This window comes from Salinicola endophyticus, assembly GCF_003206575.1.
GTDB lineage: Bacteria > Pseudomonadota > Gammaproteobacteria > Pseudomonadales > Halomonadaceae > Salinicola > Salinicola endophyticus.
On sequence record NZ_PZJO01000002.1, the window covers coordinates 275,261 to 293,475 of the forward strand.

Genomic DNA, 18,215 nt, shown 5'->3' on the forward strand with positions numbered 1-18,215 from the left:
GGCAGTCATAAAAAAAGCGCATCGCTAAGGCGATGCGCTTACATGGTTACGGACCTGACCGTGCGTAACAGCCGCAGCTAAGTCACCCGCGGGAACAGGGCCCGTGTCACGCGGCAACCTTAGTTGACAGCGTCCTTGAGCGCCTTGCCCGCCTTGAAGCTGGGCACCTTGGCAGCACTGATGTTGATCGGCTTGCCAGTCTGCGGGTTACGGCCGGTGCGTGCAGCACGCTCCTTGACCGAGAAAGTCCCGAACCCAACCAGTGCCACGGAGTCGCCGTTCTTCAGGCTGTCGGACACGGACTCGATCATGGCGTCGAGTGCACGCGTCGCAGCTGCCTTAGGAATGTCGGCAGACGCGGCAATGGCTTCGATCAGCTCGGATTTATTCACACTTCACCCCTTGACTGTGTACAAAATTGAGAGGAAATCGACGCGCAATCTCTAACTGCGATAGCGATCACAACAAGTGGGCATTTTATAGCAATGCTCCAATTATGCTGTCAATCAAGATCGTGAGAAAAACCGCGTCACGTCTGACTTCACGCCTCGAATTCGCGCCGGAATTCGATCAATGTGTGCTGACATTGGCCTGCGATGAAGCGGCATCGTCGGCACGCTTTTCATCGACTTCCAAAGGATTCGTCAAGGCCACCGCCAGCACTTCGTCGATCCACTTCACTGGGCGGATATCCAACGCGCTCTTGATATTGTCAGGAACCTCCTTGAGGTCCCGACGATTCTCTTCGGGAATGAGCACCGTCTTTATACCACCGCGCCGTGCAGCCAGCAATTTCTCCTTCAGGCCGCCGATCGGCATCACTTCACCACGCAAATTGACCTCGCCGGTCATGGCCACATCGCAGCGAACGGCGCGCCCGCTGTAGGCGGAGATCATCGCGGTGACCATGCCGATGCCGGCACTGGGGCCATCCTTGGGGGTGGCGCCCTCGGGCACGTGAATATGCAGGTCTTCCTTCTCGAAGCGCTCCGGGTCGATGCCCAGCTGCGGGGCCCGTGCGCGTACCACCGTGTGGGCAGCGCTGACCGACTCCTTCATCACGTCGCCCAGCGAGCCGGTCTTGTTGAGACGCCCCTTGCCCGGGGTCACCACCGACTCGATATAGAGCAGCTCACCGCCCACCGAGGTCCACGCCAGGCCAGTGACACGCCCCACCTGATCGTCCTGGTCGGCCAGACCGTAGCTGTAGCGGCGTACACCGGCGTAGCGATCGATATCCGCCGCCGCCAGGGTCTGTCCCGCCTGGGCGCCCTGGCCCTTCTCCGCCTCCAGACGCTCGCGCAGCACCTTGCGGCACACCTTGGCGATCTGGCGCTCGAGCTCGCGCACGCCCGCCTCACGAGTGTAGTAGCGAATCAGTTCGAGTACCGCTTCGTCACCGAAGGTCAACTCCTGATCCTTGAGCCCGTTGGCCTTGAGCTGCTTGGGGACCAGGTAGCGCTTGGCGATGGCCAGCTTCTCGTCTTCGGTGTAGCCCGGCAGCCGGATCACCTCCATACGGTCGAGCAGCGGCCCGGGAATGTTCATCGAGTTGGCGGTGCAGATGAACATCACATCGGAGAGATCGTAGTCGAGCTCCAGATAGTGATCGTTGAACTTGTCGTTCTGCTCCGGATCGAGCACCTCGAGCAGTGCCGACGCAGGATCGCCACGATGATCCATGCCGATCTTGTCGACTTCGTCGAGCAGGAACAGCGGGTTGCGCACCCCTGCCTTGCTCATGCGCTGGATCAGCTTGCCCGGGAGCGAACCGATATAGGTGCGCCGATGGCCACGAATCTCGGACTCATCGCGCACGCCGCCCAGCGCCAGGCGCACGTAGCGACGATTGGTCGCTCGCGCGATCGACTGCCCCAGCGAGGTCTTGCCCACCCCCGGCGGGCCGACCAGACACAGTACCGGCCCCTTGAGCTTCTTGACCCGCTTCTGCACCGCGAGATATTCGAGAATACGCTCCTTGACCTCTTCGAGGCCATGGTGATCCTCGTCGAGCACCTTGGCGGCCAGCGGCAGATCGTGCTTGACCCGGGTGCGCTTCTTCCACGGCACCGACAGCACCCAGTCGAGATAGGAGCGCACCACCGTGGCCTCGGCGGAGGTCGGCGACATCATCTTGAGCTTGTTCAGCTCCTGGGTCGCCTTGTCTACGGCCTCCTGCGGCATGCCCGCTTCCTGGATCCGCTGCTCGTACTTCTCGGCCTCATTGGGCACGTTCTCGAGCTCGCCCATCTCCTTCTGGATGGCCTTCATCTGCTCGTTGAGATAGTACTCGCGCTGGGACTTCTCCATCTGATCCTTGACCCGCGACCGGATCCGCTTCTCGACCTGCAGCAGGTCGATCTCGGACTCGATCAGCGCCATCAGGTGCTCGATGCGATCGCGCACGCGATCCATCTCCAGCAGCTCCTGCTTGTCATCGATCTTCAGCGACAGGTGCGCGCAGATGGTGTCGACGAGCCGGCTGGGGTCCTCGATCTCCTGCAGAGAGGAGAGCACCTCACTGGGCACTTTCTTGGACAGCTTCACATACTGCTCGAACTGGTTGAGCAGCACCCGAACCAGCGACTCCTGCTCGCGCTCGCTGAGCGGCTCGCTGTCACGCGGCGTGGCATCGGCAGCGATGTAGCCGCCCTCTTCCTCGACCACGCGCTGCACGTCGACGCGGAAGGCACCTTCGATCAGCACCTTCACGGTGCCATCGGGCAGTTTCAGCAGCTGTTTGATATCAGCGACGGTGCCGACGCCGAACAGGTCATCGGCGCCCGGATCGTCATGCGCCGCTTCACGCTGGGCGACCAGCAGGACGCGCTTGTCGCTCTCCATGGCTGTCTCGAGCGCGCGAATCGACTTTTCGCGACCGACGAACAGCGGGATGACCATCTGCGGATACACCACCACGTCGCGCAGCGGCAGCAGCGGAAGTTTGAGTGTCTGGTCTGAGCTCTGCGCCATTACAGCATTTCCTCGACAAACGTTCGGATGGGTGAGCCACCAGAGCGGCAATAGCGGGGTACGTGGGGGCGAGGCCCCCAGGTTCCAAGGGGGCGTGACCTCGACCTGACACGCCGATGTCACGTCTTTGACACCAAAGGCGGCCTGCCAACACCGCTGGACGGCCGAGAGCGCTGCGGCCCCGACATGAAGAAGGGGCCCCTGAGGGCCCCTTCCCTGAGTCGAGACGTCAACGCGGGAGGCGTCAGCCGTCCTTGTTGGCGACCCGGCTCTCTTCCTGCTTGGAGTAGATCAGCAGCGGCTCGCTGTCACCCGAGATGACGGAACCATCGATCACCACCTTGGTCACGCCCTCCAGAGACGGCACGTCGTACATCGTCTCCAGCAGCACCGACTCGAGGATCGAGCGCAAACCACGGGCACCGGTCTTGCGCTCCATCGCCTTGTGGGCCACGGCGCGCAGCGCGTCCTCGCGGAAGTCGAGCTCGACACTTTCCATCTCGAACAGACGCGAGTACTGCTTGACCAGCGAGTTCTTGGGCTCGACCAGAATCTGGATCAGCGCCTCTTCGGTCAGCTCGGTGAGCGTGGCGATAACCGGGAGACGACCGACGAACTCGGGGATCAGGCCGAACTTGACCAGATCTTCGGGCTCGACATTGGCCAGCACATCACCAACGCCCTTGTCGCTCTCCTTGCTCTTGACCGTGGCGTTGAAGCCGATGCCACCCTTCTCGGCGCGATCGCGGATCACCTTGTCCAGGCCGGCGAAGGCACCGCCGACGATGAACAGGATATTGCCGGTATCGACCTGCAGAAACTCCTGCTGCGGGTGCTTGCGGCCACCCTGGGGCGGCACCGAGGCAGTAGTGCCCTCGATCAGCTTGAGCAGCGCCTGCTGGACCCCTTCCCCCGAGACGTCTCGGGTGATCGAAGGGTTGTCCGACTTGCGCGAGATCTTGTCGATCTCGTCGATGTAGACGATGCCGCGCTGCGCCTTCTCGACGTCGTAATCGCACTTCTGCAGCAGCTTCTGGATGATGTTCTCGACATCCTCGCCGACATACCCCGCCTCGGTGAGCGTGGTCGCATCGGCAATGGTGAACGGCACATTGAGCAGCCGCGCCAGCGTCTCCGCCAGCAGGGTCTTACCGCTACCGGTGGGGCCGATCAGCAGGATGTTCGACTTGCCCAGCTCGATGTCGTCGTTCTTGCCGCCACTCTTGCCGCCGCCACGCAGCCGCTTGTAGTGGTTGTAGACCGCCACCGACAGCACCATCTTGGCGCGATCCTGGCCGATGACATAGTCATCCAGCGTATTGCGGATCTCACGGGGTACCGGCAGGCGATCCTCATCGCTCTCGGCGTCGGCTTCCAGCACCTCTTCGCGGATGATGTCGTTGCACAGATCGACACACTCGTCACAGATGTAGACGGACGGCCCTGCGATCAGCTTGCGTACCTCATTCTGGTTCTTGCCGCAGAACGAGCAGTAGAGCAGCTTGCCGTTGTCGTCTTTGCCTTTACCGTCGGCCATTCGTGTACCTCGTCAGGACGGCGATGCCGAACATCGCCGTGTGAAACCTTGACTCAAAACGCTATCAGGATACCGGGCGCTTATCCAGCTTGGCGTCGATCAGCCCGTACTCGACGGCCTGGTCGCCGTCCATGAAATTGTCACGGTCGGTGTCCTGGGCAACCTTGTCGATATCCTGTCCGGTGTGATCGGCCAGAATCCGGTTGAGCTTGTGACGAATCGTCAGAATCTCCCGGGTATGGATCTCGATATCGGAAGCCTGCCCCTGATAGCCGCCCAGCGGCTGGTGGATCATCATGCGCGAGTGCGGCAGGCAGTAGCGCTTGCCCTTGGTACCCCCGGTCAACAGGAGTGCCCCCATGCTCGCCGCCTGACCGATACACACGGTCGACACGTCCGGCTTGATGAACTGCATGGTGTCGTAGATCGACATGCCCGCGGTGACCGAGCCACCAGGCGAGTTGATATAGAGGTGGATATCCTTGTCCGGATTCTCCGACTCCAGGAAGAGCAGCTGCGCCACCACCAGATTGGCCATGTAGTCTTCGACTTGGCCGACCAGGAAGATGACACGCTCCTTGAGCAGCCGGGAGTAGATGTCGTAAGACCGCTCGCCGCGTGCACTCTGCTCCACGACCATGGGAACCAGGCCGCCGGCATTACTGATGTCGAACTCGTTACGCATCGCGATTTCCTTGCATCTGGTGAGTGTCACACTCCTCTAGGCGGTGGCCGCGAAACCACGTTGCCGCCGCCAACCACCGCCGAGCCCCGACGTCTTGCCGGGGCCCGTCGCTTACCAAGCAGCGCTTATGCTTTGGAATCGCTCTCTTCACTCTCATCTTCATCGGCCGCATCGTCCGATTGTTGAGCGGCCTGCAGCACGTCTTCATAGCTCATGCTGACGTCTTTAACCTGGGCCTGCTCCAGCAGCTTGTCAACGGCCTTCTCTTCGAGCACCGCGGACTTGATCTGGTTCTTGAGCTCGTCGTTCTTGAGATACTGCTCGACCACCTGCTCCGGCTGCTGGTACTGGGTCGCCAGTTCCTCGGCACGGGCACGGATCTCGTCATCACTCGCTTCGAGCTCGTTCTGCTTGATCACTTCGGCCAGCAGCAGGCCGATCTTGACCCGATTGCGCGCCTGATCGGCGAACAGCTCGTTGGGCAGCTGGCTGACGTCGAAATCTTCGCCCAGGCCAAACTGCTGTGCTGCCTGACGCTTGAGACCATCGGTCTCCTGATCGATCAGCGACTGCGGCACGTCGACTTCGTTGGCCGCCTGCAGCGCCTCGAGCACCTGCTGCTTGACGCGGTTCTGCGTGGCCTGCTTGACCTCGCGCTGCATGTTGCTCTTGACCTCGGCACGGAACTTGTCGAAGTCACCGTCATCGACGCCGAACGCCTTGATGAACTCGGCATCGACTTCCGGCATCGTCTTGGCCGACACCTCGTGCACCTTGACCGCGAAAGTGGCTTCCTGACCGGCCAGATGCTCGGCCTGGTAATCTTCCGGGAAGGTCACTTGGATACGCTTCTCTTCACCCGCGCTGGCGCCCACGAGCTGCTCTTCGAAGCCCGGGATGAAACGGTTGGAGCCCAGCTCCAGCTCGTGCCCTTCGGCTTCGCCACCTTCGAACGGCTCGTCGCCGAGGAAACCCTGGAAGTCGATCTTGACCTGATCGCCCATCTCGGCACCACGCTCGACCGGCTGGAACTCGGCGCGCTGGGTGCGCAGCGTCTCGATCATCTGATCGATGTCGGCTTCGGTGATCTCAGCCTGCGGACGCTCGACCTCGGTACCAGCGATGCTCTGAAGCTCGATCTCCGGATAGACTTCCAGCGTGGCCACGAACTCGAGATCCTTGCCGTCCTGGTTGACGGTCGGTTCGATCGAGGGATAGCCGGCCGGATTGAGGCTCTCTTCGGTGATGGCACGCACGTAGTGCTGGCGCATCAGCTCGCTGACCACCTCGTTGCGCACGTCCTGACCGAAACGCTGACGCACGACGGCCATCGGGATCTTGCCTTGACGAAAGCCATTCAGACGAACGCGCTTGGCGGTGTCTTGCAGACGAGCGGCGACGGCCTGATCGACCTCGCTCGCCGGCACCTGGACGGTGATGCGACGTTCGATCTGGGATGTCGTCTCAACGGAAACTTGCATAGATGATCCTCTACCGACGGGAGCGTTCTGTGATTGCAACTTCAAAAAATAAGGGAGAGATTCTATGAATCCCCATGCCTACTGGCAAGCAGACTTGCCGCCTACATTGGGCTGAAAAGCCCGAAAACCAAGGGGCAGCGACGAAAATAGCCAGAATAAAAGGACGACTCGTCGTCATCGACAGGCAAGCGTCGCCGCCAGACAGCCACGAAACCGGCGTGCGAGCCTCACGGTCACGACACGGACCACCCAAAGGCGTCGCCGTTCAGCCATCAGCGCTTACGTAGCGCAAACCCAAAGACAGCAGGAGCAAAACAGGAGAGGAAGAACCAGGAGGACATCCGAAGGGACAGAAATGGGGTGGATGATGGGGATCGAACCCACGACCACCGGAGCCACAATCCGGGGCTCTACCACTGAGCTACATCCACCATTTCTGAGTGCGTGTCGAAAGTGGGGTGGATGATGGGGATCGAACCCACGACCACCGGAGCCACAATCCGGGGCTCTACCACTGAGCTACATCCACCATCTCGACACTGACATCGCTTGGAACCACCACAACCCATTCAGCGTTTCACGACGTGAAAGCCATCCGGAGAGTGGCGCGCCCAGCAGGACTCGAACCTGCAACCTACGGCTTAGAAGGCCGTTGCTCTATCCGGTTGAGCTATAGGCGCATTCCAATACCGGCTGCCTGTTCATCGATCATCGACCTGCTGGTCGGGGTAGAGGGATTTGAACCCCCGACATCCTGCTCCCAAAGCAGGCGCGCTACCAGACTGCGCTATACCCCGTCGCCGGGCGACACGATCGATGACGCTACGAGCCCCTCGATGCGCTGCGTATTCTACGGATCATTTCTGTCGCGTCAAGCCCTTACGTGAATTTCAGACGATCCCGGGTCGCATCTGGCCTGCCCCACCGTCGCCCCAGTGACAGCCATCCTCAAAGCCTGCGTTGACTGGATCGGCTGGCGTGCGAAAATTGCCGCCTTCGCCGGTCTCTCTGGCNNGCCAGAGAGACCGGCCGCTATTTCCGCCACTCAGAAAGGACAGTCGATGACCGCTCAGTTGATCGACGGCAAACGCATTGCCGGCGCCATCCGCGAACAGGTGACCACCGAGGTGGCCGAGCGCCTCCAGCTGGGACGCCGGCGCCCGGGCCTGGCGGTGATTCTGGTGGGCCACGACCCCGCCTCCGAGATCTACGTGAGCCACAAGCACCGCGCCTGCGAGAACGCCGGCATTCTCTCGTTCAGCCATCGTCTCGATGCCGCCATCAGCCAGCAGGCACTGGAAGCGGTCATCGACGAGCTGAATGCGGACGAGACGGTCGACGGCATCCTGCTGCAGCTACCGCTACCCGAGCACCTGGACGCCAACCCCCTGCTCGAGCGTATCCGCCCGGACAAGGATGTCGACGGCTTCCACCCCTACAACCTGGGGCGCCTGGCCCAGCGCATGCCGTTGCTGCGCCCGTGTACGCCCAAGGGCATCATGACGCTGCTCGAGCAGAGCGGTATCGAACTGCGCGGCCTCGAGGCGACCGTGGTCGGCGCCTCCAATATCGTCGGTCGGCCCATGGCACTGGAGCTGCTGCTGGCAGGCTGCACCACCACCGTGTGCCACCGCTTCACCCGCAGCCTGGAGGAGAAGGTCCGCCAAGCCGATCTACTGGTGGTGGCCGTGGGCAAGCCGGGTCTCATCGACGGCAACTGGATCAAGCCGGGCGCAGTGGTGATCGATGTCGGCATGAACCGCCACGACGACGGCAAGCTGGTCGGCGATGTCGACTTCGCCAGCGCCGCCGAGCGTGCCAGCTTCATCACCCCGGTGCCCGGCGGGGTCGGCCCGATGACGGTCGCGACCCTGTTGCAGAACACCCTGCAGGCCGCCGAACTCCACGACGCCCACTGACCTTCGCCGCCACTCAAGGAATCCCGTGATGCAAACCATCGGCCTCATCGGCGCCATGGAGCAGGAAGTCACCCTGCTCGCCTCGCAGCTGGAAGACGCTCGCGTCGAACGTCACGCCGGCGCCACCTTTCACTGTGGCCGTCGCCACGGTGTCGAGATCGTGCTGCTGCAGTCGGGCATCGGCAAGGTCAATGCCGCTGTCGGCACTACCCAGATGATGAATCGCTTTCGCCCCGATGCGGTGATCAACACCGGCTCGGCAGGCGGCTTCGGCGCCGAGCTGGAAGTCGGCGATGTGGTCATCTCCAGCGAAGTGCGCCATCACGACGTCGATGTCACCGCCTTCGGCTACGCCCTGGGCCAGGTGCCGGGCATGCCGGCGGCGTTTACCCCCGCGCCCGAGCTGGTCAGCGCCGCGCGCGCAAGCATCGAGAGCCTCGGCGAGCTGCGCGTGTTCGAGGGCCTGATTTGCACCGGCGACAGCTTCATGTCCGACCCGGCCCGGGTCGAGGGACTGCGGGCACACTTTCCCGAGATGCTGGCGATCGAGATGGAAGCGGCGGCGATCGCCCAGACCTGCCACCTCTTCGACTGCCCGTTCGTGGTCATTCGCGCGCTCTCGGATATCGCTGGCAAGTCCTCGCATCTCTCCTTCGACGCCTTCCTGGAGCGGGCGGCCACCCACTCGGCGCGGATGGTCGATGCCATTGTCGCGCGACTGGCGGCGTGCTGACGCCACCGGAGAGAGCCAACCACTAAGCGCGGACTGTCGCGCATGAATCCCGGGGCCATGCGCCCTGGACGTGACGAGGCCTGAAGATGACACCGCCTGCACATGACAGGCCCTGAAAACGCAGAGGCCCCGNNCGGGGCCTCTGCGTTACGGGTGCGGCAATGGCGCTCAGCCGCCGGCCGTCTGCGGGTTAATCACCGGCCGTCTCCAGGCTCCAACGGGTGCCCTCACGGGAGTCCTTGAGCACGATACCCAGCGCCGCCAGCTCGTCGCGAATACGGTCGGCGGCGGCAAAATCGCGCTCGCGCTTGGCCTGTGCCCGCGCCTCGATACGCGCTTCGATCTCCGCCTCTGCCAGCGGCAGCGCCTGGGCGCCGGCCTTGAGAAATGCTGCCGGCTCGCGTTCGAGCAGACCCAGCATTCCGGCCAGCCGCTTGAGTTCGAACGCCAGCGCTGCGGCCCGCGGCATATCCGCATCACGCAGGCGATTGACCTCGCGCACCAGTTCGAACAGCACCGACAGCGCCTCGGGGGTGTTGAAGTCGTCGTTCATCGCCGCGCTGAAACGTGCCGCATAGTCCGGCTCGACTTCGCCCTGGCACGGTTCGATGCCATCCAGCGCGTGATAGAAGCGCTCCAGCGAGCGCCGCGCCTCGCCAAGGGAGGCCGGCGCGTAATTGATCGCGCTGCGATAGTGGCTGGCCACCAGCAAGTAGCGCACCACCTCCGCATCATGACTCTCGAGCACTTCGCGAATCGTGAAGAAGTTGCCCAGCGACTTGGACATCTTCTCCTGATCGACGCGCACCGCCCCGGCGTGCATCCACACATTGACATAGGGCTTGCCGGTGGCGGCCTCGCTCTGGGCGATCTCGTTCTCATGGTGGGGAAAGGTCAGATCCGGCCCGCCGCCATGAATGTCGAAGGTCTCGCCCAGGCAGCAGGTGGACATCGCCGAGCACTCGATGTGCCAGCCCGGACGCCCCTCGCTCCAGGGCGAGGGCCAACTTGCCTCGCCCGGCTTGGCCGCCTTCCACAGCACGAAGTCGAGCGGGTCCTCCTTGTGCGTATCGACCTCGACCCGCGCCCCGGCCCGCATCTCGTCCAGGTTGCGGTTGTTGAGCTTGCCGTAGGCGGCGAACCGACGCACGCGGTAGTAAACGTCACCGTTGTCCGCGGCATAGGCGTAACCGTTGTCGATCAGGCGCTGGATCATCGCCACGATCTCGCCGATATGGCCCGTGGCGCGGGGCTCCAGATCCGGGCGCAGTACGCCCAGGCGCGCCTCGTCTTCGTGCATTGCTGCGATCATGCGCTCGGTCAGTGCCGAGATCGGCTCGCCGTTCTCGTCGGCGCGCTTGAGAATCTTGTCGTCGATATCGGTGATATTGCGCACATAGGTCACGTCGAGCCCGGTCTGACGCAGCCAGCGGGTGATCACGTCGAAGGCCACCATCACCCGGGCGTGCCCCAGGTGGCAGTAGTCGTAGACCGTCATGCCGCAAACGTACATGCGCAGCTTGCCGGGCTCGATCGGTTCCAGCGGCGCCTTGCGCCGCGTCAGCGTGTTATAGACCTGCAGCTCGCTCATGCCGTCCCCTGCTGCTTCTGCTGAATCTTGGCCCAGGAGTCCTTGAGCCCGACCGTGCGATTGAACACCAGCTTGCCATCGCGACAAGCGTGGCGGTCGGCGCAGAAGTAGCCCACACGCTCGAACTGATAGCGCGCCTCGGGCGCCGCATCGGCCAGCGCCGGCTCGGCAATGCCGTGCACGGTGACCAGCGACTCGGGGTTGAGATGGTCGAGGAAGTCGGCATCCTTGTCGCGATCCGGCGCCTCGTCGAGAAACAGGTTGTCGTAGAGGCGCACTTCGACCGGCACGCCGTGCTCGGCGCTGACCCAGTGGATCACCCCTTTCACCTTGCGCCCCTCGGGATTCTTGCCCAGGGTCTCGAAGTCGACAGAGCAGTGCAGCGCCGTGATCTCGCCGCCATCGTCCTTGATCACTTCATCGCAGCGGATCACGTAGCCGTTGCGCAGACGCACTTCCTTGCCCGGCGCCAGCCGGAAGAACTTCTTCGGCGGCTCCTCCATGAAGTCGTCACGGTCGATCCAGATCTCGCGGGTCAGCGGCAGGCGCCGGGTCCCCATGTCATCGCGCGCAGGATGCCCCGGCACCTCGAACACCTCGCCATGGTCGGCGGCGACATTGGTCAGCACCACCTTGATCGGATTGAGCACGCACATCGCCCGCGGCGCGTTGTCCTCCAGGTCGGAGCGAATCGCAAAGTGCAGCATGGCGATATCGACCACATTGGCCGCCCGGCTGACCCCGGTCATGTCGCAGAACTTGCGCAGCGAGGCCGGCGTGTAACCGCGCCGGCGCAGCCCCGAGATGGTGGGCATGCGCGGATCGTCCCAGCCGTCCACCACCTGCTCGTCGACCAGCAGCTTGAGTTTGCGCTTGGAGGTCACGGTGTAGTTGACGTTCATCCGCGCGAACTCGGTCTGGCGCGGCTGCGAGGGCACCGGCAGGTGTGCCAGGAACCACTCGTAGAGCGGGCGGTGATCCTCGAACTCGAGCGTGCAAAGGGAGTGCGTGATGCCCTCGATCGCATCCGACTGCCCGTGGGCGAAGTCATAGGAGGGGTAGATCTTCCAGGCATCGCCGGTCTGATGGTGATGCGCGTGGCGGATACGATAGAGGATCGGATCACGCAGGTTGATGTTGGGCGCGGCCATGTCGATCTTGGCCCGCAGCACCTTGGCCCCCTCGGCGAACTCGCCCACCCGCATGCGCTCCAGCAGGTCGAGGTTCTCCTCCACCCCACGTTCTCGGTAGGGGCTCGGCCGGCCCGGCTCGGTCAGGGTGCCGCGGTACTCGCGGATCTCTTCCGGCGAGAGATCGTCGACATAGGCCAGACCTTCGCGCACCAGGTGCTGAGCCCAGGCATAGAGCTGGTCGAAGTAGCTAGAGGCATAGCGCACCTCACCGCTCCAGCGATAGCCGAGCCACTCGATATCCTCGCGAATGGCATCGATGTAGGCCTGCTCCTCCTTGGCCGGATTGGTGTCGTCGAAGCGCAGATGACAGTGGCCGCCGAACTGTTCCGCCAGACCGAAGTTGACCCAGATCGACTTGGCGTGGCCGATGTGCAGGAAGCCGTTGGGCTCCGGCGGGAAACGGGTCACGATCGTCTGGGCCTGCCCCGATTCGATCTCGTCACGAATCTGATTGCGCAGAAAATTCGGGGCTCCGTGCTGGGTATCGTCGTTCTCGACGCGACTCTCGACGCTCATGGAATGCAGACAACCTCTGTAATTCGTCGGACCGTGCAGTGACGGCGCTGGTGAAGGCAGGTTAACACGCGTGACGGGCGGTTTCTCCCGCCCGCGCAAAGCGGCTATTATAGCGCGACGCGCGGTCCCGGCGCCAAGCCAGCGCCGGCCCGGAACACGCCCTTTCGCTCAGGAAATATCATGATCGTTCTGCACACCAATCACGGCATCATCAAACTCGAGCTGGACGCCGACAAGGCGCCCAAGACGGCGGCCAATTTCGAGCAATACGTCCGCGACGGCCACTACGATGGCACCCTGTTCCACCGTGTGATCGATGGCTTCATGGTCCAGGGCGGCGGCTTCGACACCGATTTCGAGCAGAAAGCGACACGGGCGCCGATCGAGAACGAAGCCGATAACGGCCTCACCAACCAGAAGGGCAGCGTTGCCATGGCGCGTACCCAGGACCCGCACTCGGCCAGCGCGCAGTTCTTCATCAACGTCTCCGACAACGACTTCCTCAACCACCGCGACAAGAGCCTGCCGGGCTGGGGCTACTGCGTGTTCGGTCACGTCGTCGAAGGTATGGACGTGGTCGAGCGCATCCGTCAGGTGGCCACCGGGCGCCGCGGCATGCACAGCGACGTGCCGGTCGAAGATGTCATCATCGAACGCGCCGAAGTCGTCTGAACGGCCACCGTTCGCCGCCCCCTAACGCCTTACCGACCGCCACAGCCATCGAGTCCGCCATGCAACTGCTGATCGCCGACCTTCATCTGCAACCCGACCAGCCCGAGATCGCCCAGGGTTTCATCGACTACCTGCGCGGCCCCGCCCGCGAGGCGTCGGCGCTAACCATTCTCGGAGACCTGTTCGAAGCCTGGATCGGCGATGACTACCGCGGCGAGTTCGAGCAGCGCATCATCGCCGAACTGCGCGCCTGCCACGACGCCGGCACGCGACTCGCCTTCATGCACGGCAATCGTGACTTCCTGATCGGTGAAGCCTTCGCCGCCGACAGCGGCTGCGCCCTGCTCGAAGATCCCACCGTGATGGAACTGGGCGGCCAACGCGCGCTGCTGATGCACGGTGACAGCCTGTGCACCGGCGACAGCGCCTATATGGCCTTCCGCCGCCAGGCCCGCGACCCGGCGTGGCAAGCACAGATCCTGGCGCTGCCGGTGGAGGAGCGCCTGGCGCTGGCGCGCAAGCTGCGCCAGCAGTCCGGCGAGGCCAACTCCAACAAGGCCGAGGACATCATGGATGTGACCCCGGCGGCGGCGGTCGACACGCTGCGCGAGCATGAATCGCGGCTGCTGATCCACGGCCACACCCACCGTCCGGCGGTGCACGAGCTGGAGGTCGACGGCGAGCGCGCTCAGCGCTACGTCATCGGCGACTGGCGGCCGAATCAGGGCTGGCAGCTGAGAGTCGAGGGCGACAGCCTGACACTGGAGTCGTTTGCCCTGGCCTGAACCTGCCCTTCCCTCAAGCTGCCCCGCCTGAGCCCGCCCACGGGCGGCGGGGCCAGCGGTTCCCCAGCGCCAACTTCCTGGCGCACCGTTTATCCTGCGACGCCGCTGCCCATGCCGCGGAGCACCTGCCTAGCCCACTGTGTCACCTCCCCGGAGGCGCGTCTCTTGCCGGCCATCCGCGTATCAGCCATGCCGCGCCCGGGTCGAGGCGGCCCGGCGGCCACGTCGGGGGCGCTGCGGCGGACGCGCGTCGGCGCTGACGTTGTCCAGCAGCGTGCGCCAGCGAATCAGTACCGGCGCATCGGAGAGCGCGACCTCGCCCAGGCGATAGCGCAGCGCCTGCTGGCTCTCGGCATCGTCGGGGTTCACCAGCGTCAGCCACAGCGCCAGGCTGTGCAGTTCGAGGTGGGCACAGCTGGCTTCTTCCGCCCAGGTTCTCGCCTCGGCGATCAGCGCCTCGATCTCGGCCAGCGGCCGGCCCTGACGATGCTGGATCCGCGCCATCTGCAGCAGCAGCTGCGGCAGCATGGTCGAGCGGTTGTCACGGGCCTGCTCCAGACACGGCAGCAGGTAGTGCGCCGCACGCTCGAGCTGATCGAGCGCCAGACAGGCATCGCCGTACCATAGCGAGGCGCGCTGGTGGCGGGCCCGGCCGGTGAGTTCGATCAACCGCTCGACCCCCGCCTCGACCTGATCCAGCCCGGCCGTATCACCCGCCAGCGCCTGCCCCCAGCCGAGCACGCAGAGCGCCTCCAGATGCCAGCGCTGCAGATCCCGCGAGCGGGTCATCTCGAAGGCACGCTGGCCGCGCTCCAGGGCCAGATGGACATGCCCCAACTGACGGTAGAGAGAGGCGGCGAAGATCAGCGCCATGGCCAGCGACGCCGGGTGGCGAATGCTCTCCGCCAGCCGGATCGCCGCCTCCATCTGCTGTTCGGCGCGACGGTAATCGCCGCGCAGGCAGAGCGCCCAGCTCTGGTAGCAGCTGGCCGCCACCTGCGGGTGATCGGAGTAAGGCAGCCACTCGAGCACCATCGGCTGGTGCAGTGGATCGATCTGCTCCAGATGCTCGAAGGCCCGCCCTACCTGCCCGCTCCAGTACTCGCCATAGGCGCGGGCATAGAGCGCCAGGCGACGGTAGCGCGGGTCGTCGATCCGCTGCGCCAGCTCGCGCAGGTGCTCGGCCAGGGCGTCGGCATCGCGGTTGGCGTAACGCTGGCTGGCGCCGACCCAGAGCCCCCAGGTGACCAGGAAGGCCTGATCCTCGGCACCCTCCTCCTGGGCGGGGCCATCGCGCCACAGCTGCTGCGCCTCGATGAAGCACGCCTGGGCCGGACGCGAACCATGCCCTTCCAGCGCGTAGTAGGCCTGACCCTGCACCGTCAGCAGGCTGATACGCCTTTCGGCCGCACCGCCCACGCCACGCGCCAGACAGCCCAGTCCGGCTTCGGCCAAGCGCAGTGCGGTGCGATTGGCGCTGGCGCGCAGGGCGCCACGCGCCGCCATCTCGAAGTAGCGTGCGCCGCGCCCCGGGTCACCGCTGCGCTGCAGGTGTTCGGCGAAATCGCCGGGATGGCGGCTGATCCAGGCCGGGCGCTGGGACTCGATCAGCGCTACCAGGCGGCCGTGCAGGGTCACGCGCACATCCTGGGGGCAAGACAGATAGGCGGCCTCGTGCAACAGCGGGTGGGTGAACTGGAAATCGAAGGGGGCGGCCTCGCACGGCTCGATGATCTCAAGCCGGCGCATCTGCTCGAGTGCCGCCCGCAGCGCCGCATCAGTGGTGTCGAGACACGCCCTGAGCAGCGCGGTCTCGAACTGGCGTCCGCACACCGCCGCCATGTGCGCCACGCTGCGATCCTGATGCAGTTGATCGATACGACTGGCGAGCAAGCCGAGCAGCCCGCGCGGCAAGGCGGCGGCATCGAGGGTGCGCCCCTCCCGGCGATCGATCTCGAGCCAGCGGCAGATCTCCTGCAGATAGAGGGGCACGCCCTCGCAGCGCGCGATCAGCTGCTCGCGCAGTAACGGATCCAGCGTCAGGCAGTGGCGCCGGGCGAGCACGTCGAGCATCTCGGCCGACTGCTCGGCCCCCAGGCGACCGAGCGCGATCTGCTGGTCCCAGTTGAGCCGGATCGAGGGCATCTCGCGATTCTGATGCGAGGCCAGCAGCAGCAGCGAGGAGTGGATCGGCAAGCGCACCTGCAGGTTGTAAAGCACCTTGAGTGAAGGCTCGTCGAGCCACTGCAGATCGTCGATGATCATCACCAGCGGCCGGCGCGGCGCGGTCAACCGCAGGATCAACGACTGGGTCAGATGGCTGACCAGCTCCACCGCCTCCTCCGCCGCCTCGCGGCTGGTGACTTCACGCACCAGCACGTCGAGCAGCAGGCGGCGCCGCTCGGCGCCGATCTTGGCCAGGGTCGGCGTGGCATCGATCAACGCCTCCAGGCTGGCGAGCGCCGGCTCTGCGCCGAGATGCCAGCGCAGCAGCGACTGCACCACCGCATAGGGCGTCTGGCTCGACAGCCGTGTGGTCTGGCGCCAGAACAGCGCGACGTCCTCGTGCTGCAGACATTCGCGGAAACGAATCATCAGCGCCGACTTGCCGATCCCGGTATCGCCCAGCACCAGAAGGCTCTGACGCAGCCCCAGCGCAACCCGGGCCAGGGCATCACGCAGCTGGCGCAACTCGGCATCGCGCCCCAGCAGGCTCGGCACTCGGGCCACCCGTCCGCCGTCGCCGGACGCCAACGCCAGGGCGCGCCGCACGACCCGCCCATCGGCGCTCAGCAGACGCGGCGTCAGCCGCGCCTGCAGATCGAACGCCGGCGGCAGGTGCTGGCTGGCATTGAGCGAAATCATCAGCTCCCCCGGCTCGGCCATCGCCAGCATCGCCAGCGCGACCTGGGTGACGTCGCCGAGCGGATCGATGGTGCGGCGCTCCGGCAGCCAGATCACCCGGCCGCTATCCAGTCCCGCACAGAGGGTAAAGGCGGGCGGCGGCGCACCGCCCTCCCAGCACGCCGCGACCTGCGCCGAGAGCCCCTGCTGACAGTGATCGTAGAGCGCCACCAGCTCGGCCAATTGGTGTGTCGGGCCGTGGGTGGCGAAGCAGGCCAGCCCTACCCCGCTACCCACCGCCGCCTGCCAGAAGCCGCCGAGCTGATGACACTGGGTCTCCAACCAGCGGAACAGCTGATCCTGCAGGGTCAGGCAGGCCAGCGCCTGACCGATATCGTTGCCGCTCTCCGGTGGCTTGAGTGCGATCGCCATGATCGCCACTTGACGAAAGTCGATCTCTGCCGCCGAGTAGCCGGCCATCGGTGCCGCGGGAGCCGGCGGCGGCACCGCACGCTCCGCCGCCGGGGTGACGTCCGACCAGTCGCCGGCGAACTGCAGGAACCCGGCGCTGGGCTGCTCGCCGGAGAGCGCCAGCTGACGCAGCAGGGAGTGGAAGCACTCACGTGCGGCGGCCACCTGACCATGACCGGCGAGGCAGCGGATCAGTTGCTCCTGGAACGCCGCATGCTCGGGAAAGCGCGTCACCAGCACCCGCAGTAGCGCCTCGGGCAGCGTCCGTACCTTGGCCAGGGTGCGCTCGGCGTAATCGATTACCCGGTCACGCCAGTCGCCGCGCGCCTGCGTCAGCCAGTGGCTGAAGGCCTCGCACTGGGGCAGCGCCAGCTCCGCCACCAGCTCGCCGCGGTAGTCATTCAAGAGCTTCTCGAGCCGTGCGACATCCGGCACCAGCGCGAGCTCACGCTCGATCTCGCGCAGGTCCCATGCCACCGAGGTCGGCGGCACGCAGGCGATGGTCTGGCGGGTGACCGTCAGCGACGCCTCGCCACACTCGCCCAGGGCGTGACGCAGCGAGTGCAGCGCATGGCGCAGGTTGGTCCGCGCGGATTTGAGGCTCTGGTCCGGCCACAGCAGCGCCGCCAGCTGCGCGCGGCTGACCGGACCGTGCTGCAGCAGCAGATAGACCAGCAGCGCCTTGACCTTGTCGTAGCTGAACTGGGTCAGCGTAGTGGCATCCTGGCGCAGGCCGAACTGCCCGAACAGGGTCAGGGTCGTGGTAGCGGATGGCCGAGTCATGCATCTCCTCGAAGGGGCCCTGCGCCGCGCCC

General features: G+C 64.8%; 12 protein-coding genes and 4 tRNA genes. 4 read left to right on the plus strand and 12 right to left on the minus strand.

The annotated features are described in order from the left end of the window. Positions 1–119: 119 nt before the first annotated feature. From hupB to DOM66_RS03960, 9 genes are all read right to left on the minus strand, one after another. Positions 120–392: a nucleoid-associated protein HU-beta gene (gene hupB / locus DOM66_RS03920; RefSeq protein ID WP_035471690.1), complete on the minus strand. Its 273-nt coding sequence runs from the start codon at positions 390–392 to the stop codon at positions 120–122. 178 nt (positions 393–570) lie between these two features. Further along, entirely contained in the window at positions 571–2,973 is a 2,403-nt protein-coding gene (gene lon / locus DOM66_RS03925; protein ID WP_110677517.1) for an endopeptidase La, read from the minus strand. 244 nt (positions 2,974–3,217) lie between these two features. After that, positions 3,218–4,510 (minus strand): ATP-dependent Clp protease ATP-binding subunit ClpX, encoded by a 1,293-nt coding sequence (clpX, locus tag DOM66_RS03930; protein ID WP_035471685.1) that lies wholly within the window; start codon positions 4,508–4,510, stop codon positions 3,218–3,220. Positions 4,511–4,574: 64 nt separating this feature from the next. Then, the gene (gene clpP, locus DOM66_RS03935) at positions 4,575–5,195 is read right to left on the minus strand and encodes an ATP-dependent Clp endopeptidase proteolytic subunit ClpP (RefSeq protein ID WP_106420094.1); all 621 of its coding nucleotides are present in this window, start codon (positions 5,193–5,195) and stop codon (positions 4,575–4,577) included. Between the two features lie 125 nt (positions 5,196–5,320). After that, entirely contained in the window at positions 5,321–6,676 is a 1,356-nt protein-coding gene (gene tig, locus DOM66_RS03940) for a trigger factor (protein ID WP_110677515.1), read from the minus strand. Positions 6,677–7,032: 356 nt separating this feature from the next. After that, positions 7,033–7,107, minus strand: a tRNA-His gene (locus tag DOM66_RS03945). Positions 7,108–7,130: 23 nt separating this feature from the next. Next, positions 7,131–7,205, minus strand: a tRNA-His gene (locus DOM66_RS03950). A gap of 74 nt (positions 7,206–7,279) precedes the next feature. Then, a tRNA-Arg gene (locus tag DOM66_RS03955) sits at positions 7,280–7,356 on the minus strand. Between the two features lie 40 nt (positions 7,357–7,396). Then, positions 7,397–7,473 (minus strand) — tRNA-Pro (locus tag DOM66_RS03960). Between the two features lie 264 nt (positions 7,474–7,737). Here DOM66_RS03960 and folD point away from each other — a divergent pair. Together folD and mtnN are read left to right on the plus strand one after the other, a co-directional pair. Continuing rightward, on the plus strand, positions 7,738–8,595 hold the full coding sequence (gene folD / locus DOM66_RS03965; protein ID WP_110689309.1) for a bifunctional methylenetetrahydrofolate dehydrogenase/methenyltetrahydrofolate cyclohydrolase FolD: 858 nt from the start codon (positions 7,738–7,740) through the stop codon (positions 8,593–8,595). Between the two features lie 28 nt (positions 8,596–8,623). Then, positions 8,624–9,328 carry a 5'-methylthioadenosine/S-adenosylhomocysteine nucleosidase gene (mtnN, locus tag DOM66_RS03970; RefSeq protein ID WP_110689310.1) on the plus strand — a complete coding sequence of 235 codons (705 nt, stop codon included), beginning with the start codon at positions 8,624–8,626 and terminating at the stop codon, positions 9,326–9,328. 190 nt (positions 9,329–9,518) lie between these two features. Here the strand turns inward: mtnN and cysS are convergent, their stop codons facing one another. Together cysS and DOM66_RS03980 are read right to left on the minus strand one after the other, a co-directional pair. Then, the gene (gene cysS, locus DOM66_RS03975) at positions 9,519–10,910 is read right to left on the minus strand and encodes a cysteine--tRNA ligase (RefSeq protein ID WP_110689606.1); all 1,392 of its coding nucleotides are present in this window, start codon (positions 10,908–10,910) and stop codon (positions 9,519–9,521) included. A gap of 5 nt (positions 10,911–10,915) precedes the next feature. After that, positions 10,916–12,628: a glutamine--tRNA ligase/YqeY domain fusion protein gene (locus DOM66_RS03980; RefSeq protein ID WP_110689311.1), complete on the minus strand. Its 1,713-nt coding sequence runs from the start codon at positions 12,626–12,628 to the stop codon at positions 10,916–10,918. A gap of 180 nt (positions 12,629–12,808) precedes the next feature. On the opposite strand from DOM66_RS03980, the gene DOM66_RS03985 reads away from it, so the two are divergent. Both DOM66_RS03985 and DOM66_RS03990 read left to right on the plus strand, forming a co-directional pair. Then, on the plus strand, positions 12,809–13,300 hold the full coding sequence (locus tag DOM66_RS03985) for a peptidylprolyl isomerase (protein ID WP_110677506.1): 492 nt from the start codon (positions 12,809–12,811) through the stop codon (positions 13,298–13,300). Between the two features lie 59 nt (positions 13,301–13,359). Further along, positions 13,360–14,085 (plus strand): UDP-2,3-diacylglucosamine diphosphatase, encoded by a 726-nt coding sequence (locus DOM66_RS03990; protein WP_110689312.1) that lies wholly within the window; start codon positions 13,360–13,362, stop codon positions 14,083–14,085. Positions 14,086–14,268: 183 nt separating this feature from the next. On the opposite strand, the gene DOM66_RS03995 is transcribed toward DOM66_RS03990, so the two are convergent. Then, on the minus strand, positions 14,269–18,183 hold the full coding sequence (locus DOM66_RS03995) for an AAA family ATPase (RefSeq protein ID WP_110689313.1): 3,915 nt from the start codon (positions 18,181–18,183) through the stop codon (positions 14,269–14,271). Between the last annotated feature and the right edge of the window lie 32 nt (positions 18,184–18,215).